Source organism: Nostoc sp. FACHB-280, assembly GCF_014697615.1.
Lineage (GTDB): Bacteria > Cyanobacteriota > Cyanobacteriia > Cyanobacteriales > Nostocaceae > Nostoc_B.
Genome location: NZ_JACJSD010000014.1, coordinates 1 through 18,087, shown reverse-complemented (window position 1 = coordinate 18,087; position 18,087 = coordinate 1). Strand labels below are relative to the sequence as shown.

The following is an 18,087-nucleotide window of genomic DNA, read 5'->3' as shown; positions in this document are numbered from 1 at the left end:
TTATTGACGCTTACTCGCTCCTTATTTTAGGGGAATATAGGTATGAAAGATTAGGGAGTGTACCGGGCTGACTTTCCCAAATATTTAATTATTAATTCCTTTACAAATACCCAAATTTGATTATCTCTTTTTAAAAATCTAAAAATACACTTACTACGGAATGTGTCAAGATTGATATGATTCTAGAAATAATTAGCTGAACTAAATACTTTATTTAGTCAGTGATTATACTCTTACAGGAGGAAATCTCTTTGTCTAGACGCTATTTATTTACCTCCGAGTCAGTAACTGAAGGCCATCCAGATAAAATCTGCGATCAAATTTCAGATACGATTCTTGATACCTTACTGGCACAAGACCCCAGCAGTCGCGTAGCTGCGGAAGTAGTAGTTAATACTGGTTTAGTATTAATTACTGGTGAAATTACTACTAAAGCTAATGTCAACTATGTGCATCTAGCTCGCAAAAAGATCGCTGAAATTGGCTATGTTGATGCAGATAACGGCTTTTCTGCTAATAGCACCAGCGTAATTGTAGCCTTAGATGAACAATCACCTGATATTGCCCAAGGTGTAAATGTTGCCCATGAAACCCGTCAACAGGATAGCGAAGAACTATTCGATACCACTGGGGCTGGCGACCAAGGTATCATGTTTGGCTTTGCTTGTAACGAAACTCCAGAACTGATGCCCTTACCCATCAGTTTGGCACACCGCATTGCCCGCCGACTGGCAGCAGTCCGCAAAACAGGCGAATTATCATACCTGCGTCCCGACGGTAAAACTCAAGTAACCGTAGTCTACGAAGATGGTAAACCTGTAGGCATTGATACTATCCTGATTTCCACACAGCATACGGCTACAATTGGGGAAATCACTGATGAAGCCGCAGTGCAAGCTAAAATTAAGCAAGACCTCTGGACAGCAGTGGTTGAGCCTGTTTTTAGTGATATTACTATCAAGCCTGATCAAGAAACTCGCTTTTTAGTCAATCCTACGGGTAAATTTGTGATTGGTGGGCCGCAAGGTGACTCTGGTTTGACAGGCAGAAAAATCATTGTTGATACCTACGGTGGTTATTCCCGTCATGGTGGTGGCGCTTTCTCTGGCAAAGACCCCACAAAAGTAGACCGTTCTGCGGCTTATGCGGCGCGTTATGTAGCCAAAAACATTGTAGCTGCTGGCTTGGCAGAAAAATGCGAAGTGCAGTTGAGTTATGCAATCGGTGTTGCTAGACCAGTTAGTATTCTCCTAGAAACCTTTGGGACTGGCAAAGTTGATGATGAAATTTTGTTGGAATTAGTCAAACAAAACTTTGAACTACGTCCAGCAGGAATTATTCATAGCTTCAACTTACGTAACTTACCAAGTGAAAGAGGCGGACGTTTTTATCAGGACATCGCGGCTTACGGTCACTTGGGACGGAATGATTTAGACTTGCCTTGGGAACAAATCGATAAGGCTGAGTTGTTAAAGCAAGCAGTTTCTCAGTTGCGTTCAACTGCGATCGCTTAGTACTCTAACAGAGTCACAATCACCAACTGAGCAAAATCGGGAGTAAAATACAGCCAACACTCCCTAGATATAAAAATTCCTCTGTCTTTGTATTGCTTGGGTAGTAGCAAGGCAGAGGTTTTTTAGTCTCTAGGCAATCCAAATTCTAAAATTGTTTGAGAATCCTACTGATCGATGTTAAGATGCGATATGAATTAATCTGTCTGGCATTTAAGTATTTCCATCATAACAAGACAAGATTAAAAATAAGTACAGTGTATCTAATAGTTAAAACCTACCTGATATTAACTAGGTTTCAAAAACCGTAACCCTAAAGATAAAATTTCAATATAAGCTTTACTATAAAGAAGTATTAATTATATGTAAACACAGAGTTTTATCATTTTTCAGTGTTTTTGTATACATTCATATCAAAATCACCTAAATACAATGAAGTCATGACAATTATTTAAAGAATAATTATTTACGCTGCTTCTTACAAAAAATTGTGTAGGTGTTAATCACCAGTTAATTTAATTTTAAAGATGGAATTGATGTGGCGATTTTTGCGGAAGGGCGAGGAGATTTGAGGAATGCAAACTCACAAGCCTAACCCAATTGACAGTAATTCAGAAAGCAAAAAAATGCCAGCCAAAGATTCATCAAGCGAAGAACTGCCCACAATCGAATTCCCCTCCAGTGGGAAACTCAAAGCTAGTTCTTGGCGGATACATCAAAAAATTGGCTACGGCTACTTTGTAGCTATTGGTATTGGTTTTTTTGGCTCACTTACTGGTCTGGTAATTGCCAACTACTACCGCGGAAAAGAAATTAGGCAGTTTAATCAAGCTCAAGAACAACGCCAACTACTAACTAACTATAAAAATGCTGTATTAGGAGCGCAATTACATAGTTCTAATTTAGTCGCAGTATTAGATAATTCTCAACAACTACTCACTAAAAAAACAGAGTTTTTAAGAAATGTTAATAAAGCTGAAGATTTAGAGAAAAAGATTGACAGTTTTATCGAAAGAAAGCCAATGCAATTAGCAGCGACTAGTGCTAATTTACAGGCTTTATTGGAAGATTATACAATTAATTTAAAATCCTACGTAGCTCAAATAGAAGCTGTATTAAAGGAAATTGATCAACAGCCATTACAGCCCCAACAAATTGTTGTAGTCCGAGAGCAGTTGTTAAAAATTATGCGTGGTGAAACTGCCATGCAATTAGATAGCCTTTCAGAGAAATTAACGAATATTCTGCAAACTGCCGAAAATCAAGAACAAGATAGGCAGATAGATGTAGAACAGGCAAAAGGTGTTGAAAGATTAATTGTGATGGTGAGTATGCTGGTATCGGTCGCGATCGCAGCTATTATCGCATGGCGCACCAGTCGAGCGATCGCCGAACCAGTCATTACAGTGACTCAAGTCGCCGAACAAGTCGCCCGCAAATCGAACTTTGATTTACGCGCCCCCGTCACCACCGAAGATGAAATTGGCTTATTAGCCAAATCATTAAATCGGTTGATTGAGCGAGTTTCAGAACGCACAAAACAACTAGAACAAGCTAAAGAACTAGCGGAAGCCGCCAGCACCGCCAAAAGTGTCTTTTTAGCTAACGTCAGCCACGAATTACGTACACCCTTAAATGCAGTTATTGGACTTAGCCAATTACTCCAAGATGATGCTACAGATTTAAATTTATCAGGTGACTTTATTACTGATTTAGAAACAATCAATTCCGCAGGTAGACACTTATTAGAATTGATTAATGACATCCTCGACTTATCCAAAATTGAAGCGGGGAAAATGACTCTTTATCCAGAGACATTTGAAATTGCCAATCTGGTTAATAATCTGGTGTTGACTATTAAGCCTTCCGTCGAAAAAAATGGCAACATTTTAGAAGTAGACTACGACGAACAGCTAGGTACAATGTATGCCGATCAGACAAGAATGCGACAAGTACTTTTAAACTTGTTAAGTAATGCGTCTAAATTCACTACTAACGGCAAAGTCACCCTCACCGTTAAAAGTGAAAAACCCAACTCATTATCAGACTCTCCCTTTGGAATGATTGCGTTTATTGTTGCTGATACAGGTATTGGAATGACTCAACAACAACAGCAGCAGTTATTTCAACCTTTTACCCAAGGAGATAATTCCACCACTAAAAAATATGGTGGTACTGGACTAGGTTTAGCTATCAGTCGTCATTTTTGTCAGATGATGGGTGGTGAAATTTCTGTGAAAAGTCAGCCAGGAGTAGGCTCGACTTTTACGGTACGCCTACCTCTGACTGTGCGGGAATCTTGAAAGAGGGACTAGAGGTGAGAGACTCGTATTTTGATTCAGCACTCTAGTCCGGCTTTTAGAAACGATAGCCTAATCCTGCTTGGAAGCTAACAGCATCCGCATCACTGTTTTTATAAGCGTCAATACCCCATTTAGCATCGCCATAGGCAATAACGTTTTTGCTAACTTCCGACTCTAAACCCAAGGTGACTACAGGTGCGTTGCGATTACCTAATGGGGTGTTGTGACCTTCATTAGCCAAAAATGAGTAACCACCACCTAAATAAACATTAGTATTTTTGGCGATCGCAGCATCGTAAGTCAAGATAGGCATAAAGGCAGTTGTATCACCACCAAATAACACGCTTCCTCGCAGTGATACAGGTGCATTAGGTATGGCATAACGTCCTTGGACATTACCACCAAATTGAGCGTTATCGTTTCCTTGTCCACCACTAGTAGCACCTGCTGCAACACCAGCACCAATGTAGCTACCGTTAGTACCAGCAGTTTGAGCAGCCGCAATTCCAGCTGAGAGGACAATAGAAGCAACTACGAGAAAAGAAGTAGTTAAAGTTCTGAGTTTCATAAGTTTCTCTCCACTAGAGTTGAGTGCAATCAATGCTCTCTACTACTAGAGTCGCTTTTTTAATTCGTTTTACCCTCCTACACCCAGGTAGCCGAATGGGTGAAAAATCCTTCACCCAGTTGGGTGAACCAAATCAAGAATTATTTTTTGAAGAAACGCTGGCGCATTCGCATTGCAAAAGTATTGACTTCTGGAATTTTAATCAGTGAGGCGATCGCACCAAACACAACTAAACCAACTACACCAGCCACTGATAACTCTATTAACTGAATTATTAAACCTTTTGTACCTAACAACTGCTGTAAACCAAACAAAGTCCCATAGCTGATAAACCCAGCCACTACACTACTACCAAATAAACCAAAAATTGGCACACTCCACTCACGCCAAGGTAAACCATTCAGCTTGCGGTCTAGCAACCATAACAGCATTAACATTGAACTGCAATTCACACCTACAGTTGCTAACACCAAACCTGGTGCGCCAAAGGGTTGTACAAAGAAATAATCCAAGACAATGTTTAGCAAAATGTTAAAAGTGCTGATGCGAAACGGTGTTTGTCCATCTCCTAAAGCGTAAAATACCCGCACCAACACATCACGCCCCAAGTAAACAAACATCCCGATTCCATAAGCAACTAATAACGAAGAAACTAACTTTGTAGCATCTTGTTTAAAGGCTCCCCGTTCATATACTATCTGCACAATTGGTACAGATAACACTACCATCAAAGCGCCTAGAGGTAGCATCGTGCAGGCAGTCAGTAATAAACCTTGGCGAATGCGTAATTTTAAATCTGGCCAATTTTCGGGTTCTGCTAGTTTGGCAAAAATGGGCAATAAAGGTAACAAAATAATATTAGAAATAATTCCTAAAGGTGTTTGCACTAGCAAATTTGCATAGTTAAACCCAGCCGCAGCCCCAGGAATCGGACTGGCAAAGTAAAGGTCAGTAGCCACATTAATCGGCATCATTCCCGAAGAAATTGTTGCCGGAGTCATAATTTTAATGACTTCTTGAACACCAGGGGCTTTAAAATCAAATCGTAAACGTAGTGTCCCCAGTCCTAATCGCCACTGCACAATTAGTTGCACCACCCATTGAAGAATTGCGCCGGCTAACGTTCCCCAAGCTAACACCATCCCGCCCATAAAGGCGTATTCTGGCAGAATAATGTTTTTACCCAGTTGCAAAGCCAAAATCCCAATGCCCACAACTACGGTAACACTCGATAATAAGGGACTAATTGAAAGTAACCAATATTGATTAGCCGCATTTAGGGTACCGAAGCCGATGCCAATCAAGCCGGAAAATAAAGCCATCGGTGCCATGATTTGCAGTTGTTGGATAGCGATCGCTCTTGTATTTTCTGCCAAACCATGACCGACAATATCAACAATCGTATCTGCTAAAAAAACCTGGGCAACCGTTACTACTAACAAAATGCCACCCACTAACGTTGTCACAGTTTCTACCAAAGGCGCTGCTTCTTGTTGCTTGCGCTTGGCTAAAACACTCACAACAGCACTGTGTAACGGCCCATTCACCCCACCCAGCAATATCAATAAAAAGCCAGGAATAATATAGGCATAGCTATAAGCAGTAGCAGCTGCACCAACACCAAAAGCGGCAGCGATCGCTTGCTGCCGTACCAAACCAAATACTTTACTAATTAATGTGGCTGCCGCAACAATGCCAGCAATTCCAGCGAAAGAACGAGATGATTTTTGTTCTTGATTAGTCACGAATAATACCTGACAACTCTTGCAGAGTGCATATCTGACAATATTTAACCTGAAATCTTGTCGTCTGTCAGGTCAATTTTAAGATAAACCCGAAGTTTAAATAAAACCATTTACATATCCAAGAATCAAAAAGGTTTTGTTCTCTGACTTTGACACGCTCATAAGTTCTTGTGCATAGAAGTTAAATTGTTCCAACCTTACCCTCACAAAATCCTGATTTTCTAAATTGTCAGTCCTTTGAATAAATTGCTTTCCACAATATTTAGCTAAATTCTCAACTTGACACATTTATGGTTGATTATCTGCCAAAAGTGGGCAACATAGTAATTGATGTGCTGTGTCATCAGTCTTCCTGATGGGGAAAACTGGTATTAAAAATTTTTTGACTAACAACCAATTTAAAATATGGAAGCCGAATCAATACTCACAGAACCCGAATTTATCTCCACAAATACTCAACTACAAGAACAATTAGAAAAACATAAAGCTCTAGCTAGTGTGATAGTTAGAATCAGAGAATCTTTAGAATTAGAAACAATATTTAAAATTACAGTCAAAGAAGTCCGTCAATTACTTCAAGCTGATCGAGTAGCCATATTTCAATTCGATCATCAAAAAAACTGGGAAGGAGAATTTGTCGCTGAAGATGTTGCTGGCCAATGGGAATCAGCTTTAGCAGCAAAAGTCTACGACCATTGTTTTGGTGAGCGATTCGCGGCTGATTATCAACAAGGCAAAGTACAAGCAGTAGCAGATATTTATGATGCTGAACTGAGTAAGTGTCATCGAGAAATTTTGAGTAGATTTAATGTCCGTGCTAACCTGATTGTTCCCCTATTAAGAGACCAGGAATTATGGGGATTAATTTGTATTCATCAATGTAGCCAACCACGTCAATGGCAAGATGCTGAAATTGAATTTATTCGCCAAATTGCTGACCATCTCACCATTGCAATTCAACAAGCCAGTCACCTGAAAAAAGTTCAACTACAAGCAACAAAACTGGCACAAACAGCCCAACGTGACCAAGTAATTGCCCAAATCGTTGATCAAATTCGTCCACCTTTGGACATTGATAGCATCTTTAAAACCACTACTCAAGAAATCCGGCAACTTTTAGAAGCTGATCGTGTTGCTATATTCCGCTTTAATCCTGATTGGAGTGGTGAGTTTGTTGCTGAATCATTTGTTGAAGGTTGGACACCTTTAGTTAATGTTCAACCTGTAATTAACGATACTTATTTACAACAAACCCAAGGTGGACGTTATGCTCAAAACCAAACTTTTAGCGCCAATGATATTTATCAAGAGGGATTAACCAATTGCCATGTGATTTTATTAGAACAATTTGAAGCTAAAGCTTTCGCCACTGCTCCCATTCTCCAAGGTGATAAACTTTGGGGCATTATTGCTGCCTATCAAAATTCTGTTCCTAGACAATGGCAGTCTTATGAAATTGAATCGTTGAGCAAAATTGGTACGCAAATAGGTGTAGCCTTGCGACACTATGAACTACTAGCTCAAGCTAATGCCCAAGCAGAACAGCAAAAAACTTTAACGAGTGTAATCACACGCATCCGTAAATCCCTAGATTTAGAAACAATTTTTCAAACTACCGTTACGGAAGTGCGGCAAATGCTGCAAGCAGATAGAGTTGCAATTTTTCACTTTGATCCGCAAAAAGACTGGGAAGGCGAATTTATCTCTGAAGATGTTGCACCAGAGTGGGACTCCGTAGTAGCTGCTAAAGTTTACGACTATTGTTTTGGTGAACAGTTTGCGGTGCATTATCAACAAGGTAGAGTCCAGGCTGTAGCTGATATTTATGATGCGGGATTAAGTGCCTGTCATACTAAAATTTTAGGAAATTTCCAAGTGCGAGCTAATTTAGTAGTACCACTACTAAAACAGGGCAATTTATGGGGTTTATTATGTGTTCACCAATGTGATAAACCCAGAAATTGGCAACCTTCAGAAATAGAATTTGCGACTCAAATTGCTGAAAACTTGGGAGTAGCTTTACAACACAACAAACTCTTACATGAAGCTCGCTATCAAGCCAATCAGCAGAAAACTTTAACTAGCATTATTACCCGAATTCGGGAGTCTTTAGATTTAGATACAATTTTTCAAACCTCTGTCATAGAGGTAAGACAATTACTGCAAGCTGACCGTGTAGGTGTTTTTCGATTTGATCAACAAAAAGACTGGGAAGGAGAATTTATATATGATGCTGTAAGTCATGGTTATCCTTCAGCAGTAGCAGACAAAGTTTATGATCATTGTTTTAGTGAAAATTTTGCCCCTCTTTATGCCCAAGGTAGAGTCAATGTAATTACTGATATTTATCAAGGTAATTTTCCCTCGTGTTATATAGAAATTCTCGAAAGATTTCAAGTACGAGCTAATTTAGTAGCTCCACTTTTACAAGAAGGTCTTCTATGGGGCTTATTGTGTATTCATCAATGTAAAACTCCGCGTAATTGGCAACAGTCAGAAATTGATTTTGTGATCCAAATAGCTGAACAATTAGGAGTTGCTTTAAAACAAGATTCTTATTTAACCCAAGTTCAAACTCAAGCCGTTCAGTTAGCAGAGGCTAATGAACGCGAAAAATCAATGGAACGGCAAAAATTATTAGCTGAAACTATTGATAAAATCCGCCAGTCGTTGGATATAACAACTATTTTTAAAACTACTACTCAAGCTGTACGTGAGTTATTAAAAGTCGAGAGAGTAGCCATATATCGCTTTAATGCCGATTGGAGTGGTAAATTTGTTGCTGATTCTTTTAAAGATGGTTGGAAACATCTAATACAAGTTAATCCGCTCGTTTTGGCCACCTTTGAAGATACAGATGAAGATGATAAATTACCTCGTAATGAAACTTTTGTACCTATACGTCAAGGCGAAAGATTATGGGGACTATTAGTCGCTTATCAAAATTCACAACCACGTTATTGGAAAGATGAAGAAATCAATTTATTAGCACAAGTTGGCGTGCAGTTAGGGATTGCTATTCAACAAGCAGAATTACTGGAACAAACAAAACGTCAAACTCTAGAATTAACTCAAACTTTATGTGAATTAAAGCAGACTCAAGCACGGTTAATTCAGGGCGAGAAAATGGCAGGGTTAGGACAATTACTCGCTGGGGTCGCTCACGAAATTAATAACCCTGTTAGTTTTATTTTTGGTAATCTGATTCATTTAAATGAATATACCCAAGAGTTATTGAGCGTTTTGCAGATTTACCGTAAATATAATTCTTTATTGCCAAATATTAAAGAAGAAATAGATAATCATAATTTGGAATTTATCCTTGAAGATTTGCCTAAAACAATAGATTCTATGAAAGTCGGTGCGGAAAGAATTAAAGAAATTGTACTATCACTCAGAAATTTTTCTCGTACTGATGAAGCTGATGTAAGAGCAGTAGATATTCATCAGGGATTGGATAGTACTTTGCTGATTTTAGGACATCGCCTTAAAGAAAATTATGCCCGCCCCAATATTGAGGTGGTGAAGGAATACGGCACATTACCTTTGGTTGAATGTTATCCTGCCCAACTGAATCAAGTATTTATGAATCTTCTGAGTAACAGTATTGATGCTTTAGAAGATAAGTTTAAAGTCATCTGGAATCAGCATTTACAAGCTTCAACTACCTGTCCTAGAGTACCTTTAAAAATTTGGATCAGTACTCAAAGGCGCGATCGCCAAGTAATCATCAAAATCGCTGATAATGGTCTGGGAATCCCTGAAGATGTCACTTCCCATATTTTCGACCCTTTCTTTACCACCAAGGAACCCGGTAAAGGTACAGGATTAGGTTTATCTATTAGCCACCAAATCATTGTCGAAAAGCATCAAGGTCAAATTAAATGTACATCCACTCCCGGAAAAGGAACCGAATTTCTCATTGAACTTCCCTGTTCTTATGATTAAATTCTTTGTAAGAATTCAGGAGTCAGAAGTCAGAATCCAGAATATTTAGTTAATCTAGTACAGTACTGCGTAAATAAACAGACCATAAGAAATTGCTAAAAGGCTTGTAGTATCGTTATTCTTTCTTTTGATTTTTGCCTTTTGACTTTTGCCTTGTTGTACTAAATTTTCCTCGACAGAGATTCTCATAGTTTTAGACTCTGAGTCAAATTACTGTGACCGCTTCTGACTTCTGTATTCTGAATACTGACAACTCTTCAACGACAACCCAAACTATCGCGTGTCGCCACCCCCGTAGTTGGATTTACCCCAGTCGCCCTTTCACATAACAATGACACTTGATAGCGGTCAATTAACGCATCTGTAAAATCCGCGCCAGTAATATCAGCATCGTAAAAACGACTACGCGTTAAAGTAGCTTCCGTAAAATTAGCATTTTTTAAGTTAGCACCATCTAAAGTCACTCGATCTACTAAAGCACCCGTTAAGTTTGCACCTGCTAAATTAGCTTTTAATAAAACTCCTTTGGTGAAAATAGCATTAGTTAAATTTGCGCCTTGGAAATTAGTACCCCGCATTTCCGCAGCCACAAAAGTTACACCCGCTAAATCAGCATTGGAGAAGTCACGGTTTTCTAAATTGGTATTGCTGTAGTTGATGGTATTAATTTGAGCAAAAGCTGGTCTTGGACTCAGTATTAGCCACAAGCCAGCTAAAAGGAAAATGATAATTAAACTTAACAATTTCTGCCAAATCTTTTTCATAACTTTACGCACCTCTCTACTGAGTTATGAAAACTGGGTGAAGTTTGATTTTAGAAAACTTCAATATTTTCGCCCAATCTTGTTCATAGCTTTATAGTCAAGAGTCAAGCAGATAGTAACAAATAACTAATGACTCTTGACCAATAACTTGTGACTATTTCCAATCTTTCCCAATCCGAATTGTGATATCTGATTCCAAGTCTCCAGCTGTTGACACTTCAATTTGACCCAAACCTAAGATTTTTTGTAACTCAATTCCTGGTTGTCGGCTACCTCTGTGAACAATAATCTGAGTTTGACGCTGGCTATCAGGCCAATCTGAGGTTGTGTAAATATTTTTAAAGCCTTTCTCTTTGAGATAAGCAATAACTTTTTCCGTAACTTGTGGTTGATTAGAAGCATTTTGAATAGCAATTTTGAGGTTAGAAACTGGACGTGTATCTGGCTTGAGTCCAGGTACATCCACCCCAACATAATTATTCAAGAGATTTGATTGTCCAGTCATATTCAGCCAATAGCTATTGGGGTCTTGACTGAAACGGCTGAAAGTACCAGGTACAGTGGTCATTTGGAAATTATTCCTCTCTACATTCACGGAGAAATTCACCAAAGCCATCATTTCTTCTATCTTTAAGTTGGTATCAAAATACTTCCGCATAATGCGGGTTAATTGGGGCAATTTCGGTACGACAGTAGGACTATTGAGGCGTTGAATCAATGCGCCTAGTAGTGCTTGTTGACGCTGTACTCTAGGTAAATCCCCTAGTCCATCTTCCCGGAAACGGGCAAATTGTTCTGCCTGTTCGCCGTCAAGGGTTTGCCAGCCACTGACTAGATTAATGTTCAATTGGCTGCTACTATCGTGGTATTCTATTGCTTTAGGTACAAATACTTCCACCCCACCCAACTGATCCACTAATTGCCTTAAGCCACTGGTAGAAATGCGAATGTAACGGTCGATGGGCGCATTGTTTAAGGTACGGCTGACTACTCTAGCAGCCAATACCGGCCCGCCTTGGGGATTAGCATCTGATAGCTTGGTTAACCCTTTTTCGGGGATCGCAATCATCGTATCTCTGGGAATGGAAAGCACCCGAATAGATTTATCACTGGGGTTGAGCCTGACCAAAAGCATGGTATCGCTTTTTCCAGCAAAACTTTCTGGTGAACCATCAACAGCACCGTTAACTGGCTCAATCCCCATAATCAAAATATTCATGGGGCGGGATAGCTGGTATTGGGAAATTTTGCTCCATAATTCCCCAGGTAAAGGGACTTTCTGCTCTTCTTTACCTGCGAAACCGAGTTCCTCATCGGTTTTATCTAAATTGCTCCACAAGGGAGTCCACAGCGCCAAGGTGGAAACTAAAAGACCAGAAAGAATTACCCCCATAACTACTGTCAGTATCCACAGTAGCCACCTGGGCATACTTAAGCCCAATCTGTCGTACAGTTCGTTGGGAATAGCACTGACTGACTCGACAACAGTGCGGGTGGAACTGGCTGATGCTTCTTGAGATGCCGAATCTGTGCTGGTCTCGGTGACGGTTTGCAGCGTTCCTTGAGTTTCAACGCGTTGAATTTGACCTGGTTTGCTTTCCAAGTCTAAATTCGGTATTTGCTGAGACTTTACTTGATTTTCAGATAATTGAACTTCTCTAATCACAATTTTCTCCCCACTCAACCACTTCCATAAAAGTTATGTTAATGCAAGCTACAAATCTTGCCAGAGTAAATGCTCACAGTAAACTTGTAGTGTTCTTGCGTAGGTGTGTATGACAACATGAATAGTTCCTTGTTCCCCGTTATCCTCGCTGGTGGCAAAGGTGAGCGTTTCTGGCCTTTGAGTCGCAAAGACCGTCCTAAACAATTTTTAAGCTTAGATGGCAGTTCTAGAAGTTTACTGCAAGCAACTGCGGATCGGTTGCTCCCATTGGCAGACGGGTGGAATTCCTTGTGGGTGATTACTTCCAGCCAGATAGCTGGAGGTGTACGCCAACAGTTACCCGAACTGCCATCGTCCAATTTACTCATTGAGGTAGAAGGAAGGGATACTGCCGCTGCCGTTGCTTGGACAAGTTTAGAAATAAAAAAACGTTATGGAGAAGACGCAATTATCGGCTTTTTTCCGGCTGACCATTGGATAGCTGACCAAAAGGCGTTTACTGACACATTAAAGGCTGCTACTCAACTAGCAACAAGCACCAGAGCGATTGTTACTTTAGGAATTAAGCCTGCTTTTCCATCAACTGGTTACGGCTACATTGAACAAGGTGAAAAGATTGGTAGCTTTAATGAGTTGCCAGCTTATCATGTCAACCGCTTTACTGAAAAGCCCAACCGTGAGTTAGCAGAAACTTTTTTATCTACGGGACGTTTTAGCTGGAATAGTGGAATGTTTGTCTTTCGGGCTGGGGTTGTTCTTGAGGAACTTTACACCCATGCTCCAGAAATCATAAAACCTCTAGAACAATACGGCCCTGATATTTACCCTGAATTACCTAAAAAGAGTATAGACTATGCACTCATGGAAAAAACCAATTTAGCATACGTCCTCCCGGTAGATTTTGGTTGGGATGATTTAGGAGATTGGAATGCGATCGAACGTTTATTAAAAAAGGAAGAGACTCCCAATGTAGAATTAGCTACCCATTTAGGTTTAGATACGCAAGGAGCGATTGTTTATGCTACTAATCCAGAGGATGTAATTGTTACTATTGGTTTAGAGGATGTGGTCATTGTGCGCGATCGCAATGTTACCCTCATCGTTAATAAAGAACGCACCCAAGAAATTAAACAGGTTCTCAAAATCCTGCAAGATGACCCGCGCTTTACAAACCTACTGTAATTATCAAAGTTAAAACCCTTGACAGAGGCTTAAAAGCTAGTTTTCCTATTATAACTTGACTGTCTGTTGTTTTTACTGACAGTTTATGATGACTTTAAGCTTTGAGCCTCTGGCCAAGACAATGGCAATTCACTCTATCACTGCTTATCAAAGATATATTTCTCCAGTGAAAGGCTTTGCTTGCCCCCATCGGCAATTACATAGTGGGGAATCTTGTTCTACTTATATTAAAAGAATGTTAAGTGAGCAAAGCTTGATACAAGTTGTAAAATCATCCCAAAAAAGATTTCAAGACTGTGCTTTAGCGAGTAAAACCTTAAATAAAACTAGCTCTGGCTGTATTGTAATTCCCTGCTGTCTACCCTTTTAAATTCTCTGCGTTCTTGCAGTTGTTTACCATCATGTTTCTAACTCAAACTGTTCCTCGTCAACGAGAAATTATTGAAGTAGTGCTTCGTAATGGCTGGGACTATATGCGGAGGCTACTAACTGGTGGCAAAACCGATGAACCCCAGTTACCTACCCCAGCAGTATTGAAAAATATTTTGGTAAGTTTGGGGCCTGTTTATATCAAGCTTGGTCAGTTATTATCGACTCGTCCCGATTTACTCAGTGCTGCTTACATTGAGGAACTGTCAACACTGCAAGACGAAGTACCGCCTGTTCCCTGGTCAGAGATAGAAGTAGTTATTCGCAAACAGTTAAAAAGACCCTTAGAAGAAGTTTTTCCCAAGATTAACCCCGTACCAGTTGCGGCGGGATCAATTGCCCAAACTCATCGCGCTACACTGGCTGATGGCCGGGAGGTAGCCTTAAAAGTCCAACGTCCGGGAATTGATACGACTATTGCCCAAGATATTGCGTTAATTCAGGGGATCGCTGATTTAGTAGCGCGTACTGATTTTGGACAAACTTACGAAATAAAATCAATTGCAGAAGAATTTACCAAAGCTTTAGAGGCAGAGTTAGACTTTACCAGAGAAGCGACTTTTACAGACCAATTACGCCGGAATTTAGCGAAAGGTCGTTGGTTTGACCCGCAACAAATTGTCGTGGCGGAAATTCACTGGCATTTAACTTCCGAAAAATTGTTAGTGATGGAATGGTTAGATGGTGTGCCGTTATTGTCGGCAAGGTTGACCAATGACAACAACGGAACAGATATTGCTACCCAACGCAAAAATATAACAACATTACTATTTAGAGCATTTTTCCAACAGTTATATATTGATGGGTTTTTTCATGCCGATCCCCATCCGGGAAATTTATTTTATCTGCAAGATGGTCGGGTAGCACTTTTAGATTGTGGAATGGTGGGTAGACTTGATCCCCGCACCCAGCAGATTTTAACAGAGATGTTGTTGGCAATTGTAGATTTAGATGCTGGTCGATGCGCTCAGTTAACTTTACAATTAGCAGATTCGCCACAGCCCGTAATTTTGGCGCGGCTGGAAAGTGATTACGATCGCATGTTGCGAAAATATCACAACGTCAGCTTGACAAACATGAATTTTAGTCAAGTGATTTATGAAATTTTGCAAGTCGCCCGCAACAATAAAATTAGATTGCCCAGCAATATGGGTTTGTATGCCAAAACCCTAGCTAATTTAGAAGGTGTGGCTAGGGCATTTAATCCAGAGATTAATTTGTTTGATGAGGTGAAGCCCTTAATTACCGATTTGTTTCGCCGTCAATTGGTTGGTGAAAATCCGGTGCGATCGCTTTTGCGTACCGCCCTTGACCTCAAAAGTTTATCATTACAATCACCCCGACAAGTTGAACTTTTACTCGACCGTGTAACATCAGAAACATTGCGTTGGAATCTATCTTTGCATGGATTAGATGGTGTACGCCGCACAATGGATGATGCAGCCAATCGCCTCTCATTCAGTATTCTAGTAGGTTCACTGATTATGGGAGCAGCGATTATTTCCACTAAAACCCAGACACCGCAACTATCTGTATTAAGTAGTGTGTTATTTGCCGCCGCCAGTTTATTAGGATTGTGGTTGATTATTAGTATTTTGCGATCGGGGCGTTTACGTTAGCGCACTTGCTTTACGAATCTCAAGGATAATACTGATAACTATTTAAAACTTCAGAGGGACGCAGATCCACGCTGATAGTTGTTCTATATATAACAGTTGAGCAGTTGAAGCATAAGCTAGGGCTATGTTTGTGGCTGAAACAGTCCCTTGAAGGTTTTAAGATAAATTTTATGTCGCATATTTTTGTTGAAAATTTAAGTAAATCTTATCCGGTGGCGATTAAAGAACCAGGTATTGCTGGGACAATTACTCACTTTTTCCGCCGCACCTACCGTTCAATTCAAGCTGTTGAAAATGTTTCCTTTGAAATTACCCCTGGTGAGGTAGTAGGATTTTTAGGGCCGAATGGTGCTGGAAAAACTACCACACTCAAAATGCTCACTGGTCTGATTCATCCTAGTAATGGTTCAGTTAGGGTTGCTGGATATGTTCCATTTTTACGCCAAGAAGCATTTTTGCAAAAAATTACCTTGGTGATGGGACAAAAGCAGCAATTAATCTGGGACTTACCCGCAATAGATTCCTTAAAAATTAATGCTGCTGTCTACAACATTTCTGACCAAGAATTTTCTAAACGGGTAAAAGAACTAACAGAGATGTTAAACCTCCAAGGAAAGCTGACTCAACCTGTACGTAAGCTATCTTTGGGTGAACGAATGAAAGCAGAACTGTTAGCCGCACTTTTACACCGTCCTCAAGTATTGTTCCTCGATGAACCAACTCTCGGACTTGATGTGAATGCTCAGGTAGCAGTACGCGATTTTTTGCGCGACTACAATCAGCGTTATCAAGCCACCGTATTATTAACTAGTCACTACATGGCTGATATTACCGCTTTATGTCAGCGAGTATTATTAATTCACCAAGGAAAGCTGATGTATGACGGTAGTTTAGATGGACTTTTAGAACGCTTCGCCCCATACAGAGAAGTTCACGTAGAGTTAGCCCAGCCTTTATCGAAAGAAAAACTCAAGTCTTACGGGGATGTGCAATCTTTAGACGGTCGAGCAGCATGTTTCATGGTACAGCAAGAAGCTCTGACTCGTACGGTGTCTAAGATTTTGTCAGAACTAGAAGTCATAGATTTAGAAGTCAAAGAACCGCCCATAGAAGAAGTCATCGGGAAAGTATTTCAGGCGGGAGTCGTGTAGTAAGTGCTGAGTGCTGAGAAAAAGAAATAAAACAACTTGGTTGACGACAAAGGCACAAATGACAAATAACAAATGAAAAAATTTATTAGAAAAACCGTAACTTTTTTGACTGTATACAACGCCTATATGATGGAGTATCGTGCAGAACTAATTTTATGGGTGTTGTCTGGATCTTTACCTATAATCCTTATGGGTGTTTGGATGCAAGCAGCGCAAGGAGGCAAATTTGGTTTGTCTTCTTTAGATTTTTCTCGTTATTTTCTAACAGTTTTTGTGGTTAGACAAATCACTGTTGCTTGGGTAATTTGGGAATTTGAAAAGGAAGTTGTAGAAGGTAGACTTTCTCCCAAATTATTACAACCACTAGATCCTGTGTGGCATCATGTAGCGTCTCATCTGGCTGAAAGAGTGACGCGGATACCATTTACCATAGTGCTAATAATTTTATTTTTTGCACTGTATCCCCAGGCCTTTTGGTTGCCGAGTTTTGGGCAAGTGTTTCTATTTACGTTAGCAGTGGTGTTAGCATTTATCTTGCGGTTTGTTATTCAGTACACCTTTGCTGTGTTAGCTTTTTGGACAGAACGCGCTAGTGCTTTAGAAAATTTCTGGTTCTTATTTTTTTTATTTTTATCGGGGATGGTTGCACCTTTAAATGTGTTTCCCGAATTTGTCAGGAATATTGTGTTATTTACACCTTTTCCCTATTTAATTGATTTCCCTGCAAGTATTTTGGTGGGATTACCTGTAGATATTGGGCGGGGTTTTTTATGTATGATTGGTTGGATATTGATATTTTTGGGCGCAAACCGTTTGTTGTGGCGGGCGGGATTGAAGCGTTACTCTGGAATGGGCGCGTGAGCTAATATATTTTTCGCGTGAGCTAATATATTTTTATTTCACGCAGAGACGCGGAGGCGCGGAGGAATTGAGAGTTTTAAGCAGGTTGACATAATTCTTGAGAAGACGCATTTCGACTTCGCTCAATGCTCGATAGCCTTATGCCAATTCAAAGAGAGTTTCGACTACGCTCAAGCTATCAATTTCAAGTTAGGTTTTCTTCTGTCCTTCTACTTAGGGCTTGCTGAAAAAGTCGTGAAAAAACAACAGAAGAATTGAGTAGGTAGTCAAGTAGAAACAAAGATAAGTTTTAGTTGTCTAAAATTCTCAAAGCATCACGTTCATTAATCAAAGAAGGGAA

12 protein-coding genes are annotated in these 18,087 nt (G+C 40.0%); 8 read left to right on the top strand and 4 right to left on the bottom strand.

Features of this window, described 5'->3' with window-relative positions; translation table 11 throughout:
- Nucleotides 1-251 precede the first annotated feature (251 nt).
- Together metK and H6G75_RS12425 are read left to right on the top strand one after the other, a co-directional pair.
- Nucleotides 252-1,514 carry a methionine adenosyltransferase gene (gene metK / locus H6G75_RS12430; protein WP_190980288.1) on the top strand — a complete coding sequence of 421 codons (1,263 nt, stop codon included), beginning with the start codon at nucleotides 252-254 and terminating at the stop codon, nucleotides 1,512-1,514.
- Between the two features lie 572 nt (nucleotides 1,515-2,086).
- Nucleotides 2,087-3,814 (top strand): ATP-binding protein, encoded by a 1,728-nt coding sequence (locus tag H6G75_RS12425; protein WP_190980286.1) that lies wholly within the window; start codon nucleotides 2,087-2,089, stop codon nucleotides 3,812-3,814.
- Between the two features lie 55 nt (nucleotides 3,815-3,869).
- Here H6G75_RS12425 and H6G75_RS12420 read toward each other — a convergent pair whose 3' ends face one another.
- On the bottom strand, nucleotides 3,870-4,382 hold the full coding sequence (locus tag H6G75_RS12420; protein ID WP_190980284.1) for an outer membrane beta-barrel protein: 513 nt from the start codon (nucleotides 4,380-4,382) through the stop codon (nucleotides 3,870-3,872).
- A 140-nt stretch (nucleotides 4,383-4,522) separates the two neighbouring features.
- Nucleotides 4,523-6,127: a murein biosynthesis integral membrane protein MurJ gene (murJ, locus tag H6G75_RS12415; RefSeq protein ID WP_190980282.1), complete on the bottom strand. Its 1,605-nt coding sequence runs from the start codon at nucleotides 6,125-6,127 to the stop codon at nucleotides 4,523-4,525.
- Nucleotides 6,128-6,532: 405 nt separating this feature from the next.
- On the opposite strand from murJ, the gene H6G75_RS12410 reads away from it, so the two are divergent.
- On the top strand, nucleotides 6,533-10,075 hold the full coding sequence (locus H6G75_RS12410; protein WP_190980280.1) for a GAF domain-containing protein: 3,543 nt from the start codon (nucleotides 6,533-6,535) through the stop codon (nucleotides 10,073-10,075).
- A 257-nt stretch (nucleotides 10,076-10,332) separates the two neighbouring features.
- Here H6G75_RS12410 and H6G75_RS12405 read toward each other — a convergent pair whose 3' ends face one another.
- Complete coding sequence (locus H6G75_RS12405) at nucleotides 10,333-10,839, bottom strand: pentapeptide repeat-containing protein (protein WP_190980278.1); 507 nt, start codon at nucleotides 10,837-10,839, stop codon at nucleotides 10,333-10,335.
- Between the two features lie 154 nt (nucleotides 10,840-10,993).
- Entirely contained in the window at nucleotides 10,994-12,505 is a 1,512-nt protein-coding gene (locus H6G75_RS12400) for an LCP family protein (protein ID WP_190980276.1), read from the bottom strand.
- A gap of 117 nt (nucleotides 12,506-12,622) precedes the next feature.
- Between H6G75_RS12400 and H6G75_RS12395 the strand changes: the two genes are divergently transcribed.
- From H6G75_RS12395 to H6G75_RS12375, 5 genes are all read left to right on the top strand, one after another.
- Nucleotides 12,623-13,687 carry a mannose-1-phosphate guanylyltransferase gene (locus H6G75_RS12395; RefSeq protein WP_190980274.1) on the top strand — a complete coding sequence of 355 codons (1,065 nt, stop codon included), beginning with the start codon at nucleotides 12,623-12,625 and terminating at the stop codon, nucleotides 13,685-13,687.
- Nucleotides 13,688-13,772: 85 nt separating this feature from the next.
- Nucleotides 13,773-14,057 (top strand): membrane protein insertion efficiency factor YidD, encoded by a 285-nt coding sequence (gene yidD, locus H6G75_RS12390; RefSeq protein ID WP_190980272.1) that lies wholly within the window; start codon nucleotides 13,773-13,775, stop codon nucleotides 14,055-14,057.
- 31 nt (nucleotides 14,058-14,088) lie between these two features.
- The gene (locus H6G75_RS12385; RefSeq protein ID WP_190980270.1) at nucleotides 14,089-15,735 is read left to right on the top strand and encodes an AarF/ABC1/UbiB kinase family protein; all 1,647 of its coding nucleotides are present in this window, start codon (nucleotides 14,089-14,091) and stop codon (nucleotides 15,733-15,735) included.
- A 170-nt stretch (nucleotides 15,736-15,905) separates the two neighbouring features.
- Nucleotides 15,906-16,886 carry an ATP-binding cassette domain-containing protein gene (locus H6G75_RS12380; RefSeq protein WP_190980268.1) on the top strand — a complete coding sequence of 327 codons (981 nt, stop codon included), beginning with the start codon at nucleotides 15,906-15,908 and terminating at the stop codon, nucleotides 16,884-16,886.
- Nucleotides 16,887-16,958: 72 nt separating this feature from the next.
- A complete protein-coding gene (locus tag H6G75_RS12375) occupies nucleotides 16,959-17,747 on the top strand; it encodes an ABC-2 family transporter protein (RefSeq protein WP_190980266.1) in 789 nt (262 codons plus the stop codon).
- The last annotated feature ends 340 nt before the right edge of the window (nucleotides 17,748-18,087 follow it).

Excerpts from the sequence above, each read along its gene's own strand:
- H6G75_RS12425 (WP_190980286.1), top strand. The coding sequence starts at position 2,087 with ATGCAAACTCACAAGCCTAACCCAATTGACAGTAATTCAGAAAGCAAA.
- H6G75_RS12420 (WP_190980284.1), bottom strand. The coding sequence starts at position 4,382 with ATGAAACTCAGAACTTTAACTACTTCTTTTCTCGTAGTTGCTTCTATT.
- H6G75_RS12410 (WP_190980280.1), top strand. The coding sequence starts at position 6,533 with ATGGAAGCCGAATCAATACTCACAGAACCCGAATTTATCTCCACAAAT.
- H6G75_RS12405 (WP_190980278.1), bottom strand. The coding sequence starts at position 10,839 with ATGAAAAAGATTTGGCAGAAATTGTTAAGTTTAATTATCATTTTCCTT.
- H6G75_RS12395 (WP_190980274.1), top strand. The coding sequence starts at position 12,623 with ATGAATAGTTCCTTGTTCCCCGTTATCCTCGCTGGTGGCAAAGGTGAG.
- yidD (WP_190980272.1), top strand. The coding sequence starts at position 13,773 with ATGATGACTTTAAGCTTTGAGCCTCTGGCCAAGACAATGGCAATTCAC.
- H6G75_RS12385 (WP_190980270.1), top strand. The coding sequence starts at position 14,089 with ATGTTTCTAACTCAAACTGTTCCTCGTCAACGAGAAATTATTGAAGTA.
- H6G75_RS12380 (WP_190980268.1), top strand. The coding sequence starts at position 15,906 with ATGTCGCATATTTTTGTTGAAAATTTAAGTAAATCTTATCCGGTGGCG.
- H6G75_RS12375 (WP_190980266.1), top strand. The coding sequence starts at position 16,959 with ATGAAAAAATTTATTAGAAAAACCGTAACTTTTTTGACTGTATACAAC.